This is a genomic window from Robinsoniella sp. (assembly GCF_034124845.1).
In genome coordinates this window covers 1-3,880 of record NZ_JAWYAJ010000107.1, presented here as the reverse complement: position 1 = coordinate 3,880, position 3,880 = coordinate 1, and the positions used below count along the sequence as shown (strand labels likewise).

Sequence of the window (3,880 nt, the reverse complement as noted above, 5' to 3'; positions counted from 1 at the left end):
TATGAACAGCTTGCTGACTTCTATGAACGGAATGGGCTGGGCGGCCAGAAGCATTCCCGCATGTCCAGAATGGAACATCTGCGGAATTTTGCCAGAGAACAGGATGAAAAAAACGCCGGGATCTATGATGAATTACTGATACTGGATCTTTATCTGCGGGAAAATAGCAAAAGCAGGCCGGTCTGGGCGCCTGACCAGGCAGATTATAAAGAGCGCATTTACGATTTTTATAAAAAGGAAGCCGGGAATCCTGCTTATTTAAAAGGATATGAGGGTTACAATTACAAACAGCTGTCGAAGATGACGCATTTTGAAGTGTTTCATCATCGGGTGCTGGATCAGCTGCAGGAGGGGTGCTGCGGTGTGGTATTTGATTATCGCAGCAGGAATCCGCTGAGTGATGATGCAGCTGTTTCCGTAATTGAATTCATGTGCGGTACGCAGGAGGGTTAAGAATGACGAAAAGAACAAAAGCGATTCTGGATAAACTGGATGAAGTATATACAAGAGAATACAAATGTTATCTGGATCATGAAACACCGTGGCAGCTGTTGATTGCAACGATGTTAAGTGCCCAGTGTACGGATGCCAGAGTGAATATTGTGACCAAAGATCTGTTTAAAAAATATGATACTGTGGAAAAGTTTGCAAATGCGGACTTAAAAGAACTGGAACAGGATATTAAGCCAACGGGATTTTACCATAACAAGGCCAAGAATATAATTTCCTGTACCAATACACTTATGGAAAAATACAATGGCGAGGTGCCGGATTCCCTGGAAGACCTCACAGCGCTGGCGGGGGTGGGTAGGAAAACAGCGAATGTAATCCGGGGGAATATCTTTAACCAGCCAAGCATCGTAGTGGATACCCATGTTAAGCGAATCTCCAAAAGGCTGGGGCTTACCAAAGAAGATGATCCGGAAAAGGTAGAGTTTGAATTGATGAAAGTACTGCCAAAGGATCACTGGATTCTCTATAATATACAGATTATTACATTTGGAAGGCAGATCTGCTTTGCAAGAGGACCAAAATGTGAGGAGTGCTTCCTGACGGATTATTGCCTGGAATACAAGGAAAAAAATAAGAAGAAGAAATCGAAGAAGTAAAAACATAGAAGAAATATAGATGGAAATGTACAGCGTCCGGAGCATAGTATTATATGCTCCGGATCGCAGGAGGATTAGATGAGTGAAAACTACCGGATTGGATCCCAACCGGGACAGAATTCTGGAAATCGGTGCGGTAAAGGTAATAGGTGGGGAAATTACGGATACATATGAGACTTTCGTGGACTGCCAGATGCGTATTCCAGAGAAAGTGAAGGCATTAACAGGAATCGATGATTCTATGATGGAAAATGCAGAGTGTACGGAGACGGCAGTGAGAACACTGGTGGAATTCTGTGAGGGGCTGCCCCTGCTTGGGCACAATGTAATATTCGATTACAGTTTTGTCAAGCGCCAGGCGGTAAATTATAAGTTGTCCTTTGAAAAGAAGGGTATTGATACCCTGAAGATTGCAAGACAGTGCCTGGATGATGTGCCCAGCAAAAGCCTGACATCTCTGTGCTGCCATTTTGGGATCGGGCAGGAGCGGCACCACCGTGCGCTGGATGACGCAATTTCATCAAGTGAGCTGTATAAACTGCTGGCTAATGAGTATGCCAGGGCGATCCCAAGAGCATTTATCCCCAGGGAACTGATATTTCAGGTAAAAAAACAGAGTCCCATTACAAATTCTCAAAAAGTTTACTTGATAGATTTGGTAAAATATCATAGAATAGAACTGGATGTCACAATCGAGAGTATGACCAGAAATGACGCCTCGAGATTGATAGATAAAATAATACTAGAATATGGAAGGATTAAGAGGTGATTTCCTATGATGAATTTTCATAACAATAAGACAAAGCGTATTATTGCAGCTACTATTATTGTAGTCATTGTATTGGCTATGGTGGTACCTATGGTATTGGAATTATTTATTTAAGAAGGGGAAATGAAGATGAATAAGTGGAATAAGGTGGTTTTGCCGGCTGTAGTTCTGACAGCAGTATTGGCAGCAGGGGGTAGTATCCTGTCCGCCAATGCAGAACAGTCCGACGGAACGATTAACAAAGGCGTGTATATTGGCAGTGTTGACGTATCCGGAATGACAAAGGAACAGGCTGAAGAAGCGGTAAAAGGAGAAGTATCAAAAATGGAATCGGCTTCTATTACGCTTCAGGTAGGCACAGATACAGCAACGGCGACAGCAGGGGAGCTGGGAGCCAAATGGGCGAATACAGATGTGGTGGAACAGGCATTAGAACTTGGAAAAGCCGGCAATCTGATTAAACGTTATAAAGAAAATAAAGATTTGCAGCACGAGCCTGCAAAGTTTGAACTGGAATATAAAGCGGATGCAGCTACAGCCCGTAATTATGTGGAGACGAAATGCAAGGCATTTGAAAAAGAAGCGCAGGAAGGCAGCCTGACCAGAGAAAACGGTGAGTTCGAAGTGGTGCCGGGTGTCATTGGACAGAAGATTAATGTTGAAGATTCGGTATATGCGATTACCAATTACATGAATAGCGAATTTAAAGGAGAATCGGGAACGGTTACGCTTTCTGTGAATCAGGATAAGCCTAAATTTTCAGATGAAGAATTGTCAAAGGTAGAAGATGTGCTGGGAACTTATACTACATACTATGGGTCTACCTCAGGCAGAAATCAAAACGTAGAAAGAGGTGCAGAGCTTCTGAACGGTCATCTTCTTTATCCGGGAGAAAGCTTCTCCGTAACGGATGCAGTGGTTCCGTTTAATGCTGAAAATGGATATGAAATGGCGCCTTCTTATGAAAGCGGCAGGGTAGTAGACAGCTACGGCGGAGGCATCTGCCAGGTATCCACCACCTTATATAACGCATTGCTCCTTGCGGAACTGGATGTGACCGAGAGATCGAACCATACCATGATCGTAACTTATGTAGAGCCGTCCATGGATGCTGCTATCGCAGAAGGCTTGATGGATCTTGTATTTGTGAATAATACGGATGCACCTATCTACCTTGCAGGTTCTGCATATGGCGGAGAATTGACCTTCACCATTTACGGGCACGAGACAAGACCTGCAGACCGGGTGGTTGAATATGTAAGCGAGACTTTGAAGACCTTTAGTGCAGAAGGGGTTGCACTGTATGCCAATCCAAACCAGAATGTTGGGTACCTGCAGCAGACCCAGAGTGCCCTGACAGGTAAGGAAGCAAGACTTTGGAAATATGTTACCGAAAATGGAGAAACTACAAAGACACAGATTAACACCAGTTACTATCAGGCAGCACCGGTAGGTTATGAAGTCGGTACCGCTACGGCAGATCCCAATCAGGCAGCAGCGATCAGCAATGCGATTGCCGCCAATGATTTAAATGCGGTACAGGCAGCAATCAGCGGTGGGGCAGCTACGCCGCAGACTCAGCCATCTACTGATGCTCAGACACCACCAACGGACCCGAATCAGCCCCCGACAACGGATGCGCCGCAGACAGAGCCAAACCAGACTCCTTCCGACCCGCAGACACCACCTGCGGATCCGAACCAGCCCCCGGCAACAGATGCACCCCAGACTGAGCCGACCGGTCAGCCGCCAATCGAGGCACCAACGGACCCGAATACAGCAAATGCCGGAGAGCAGACACCGTAAGGTGATGATTGGGCAGGATTGTATACGGGATATGTGAAGCAGTAGATGTGATATGATAAATGCAATAGTATCGTAAATATAGTAAGACAAAATCGGCGGCTACTTGTTTGTAGCTGCCGATTTTGTTATAAAACACTATTTGGGTTTTGCTGAGTAAGGACGCTTTGTATAAGACAGGTAGTGTACGAAAAGATGG

General features: G+C 45.1%; 4 protein-coding genes. All 4 read left to right on the top strand.

Annotated elements, in window-relative coordinates:
• Positions 1–453: DUF4080 domain-containing protein (locus ACH2DQ_RS05305; RefSeq protein ID WP_395025852.1), on the top strand; the 453-nt coding region annotated here is incomplete at its 5' end.
• Between the two features lie 2 nt (positions 454–455).
• Positions 456–1,109, top strand: coding sequence for an endonuclease III (gene nth, locus ACH2DQ_RS05300; RefSeq protein WP_394913834.1), 654 nt, complete (start codon positions 456–458; stop codon positions 1,107–1,109).
• Between the two features lie 82 nt (positions 1,110–1,191).
• The gene (locus ACH2DQ_RS05295; RefSeq protein WP_395025849.1) at positions 1,192–1,878 is read left to right on the top strand and encodes a PolC-type DNA polymerase III; all 687 of its coding nucleotides are present in this window, start codon (positions 1,192–1,194) and stop codon (positions 1,876–1,878) included.
• 129 nt (positions 1,879–2,007) lie between these two features.
• On the top strand, positions 2,008–3,684 hold the full coding sequence (locus ACH2DQ_RS05290) for a VanW family protein (protein WP_394913836.1): 1,677 nt from the start codon (positions 2,008–2,010) through the stop codon (positions 3,682–3,684).
• The last annotated feature ends 196 nt before the right edge of the window (positions 3,685–3,880 follow it).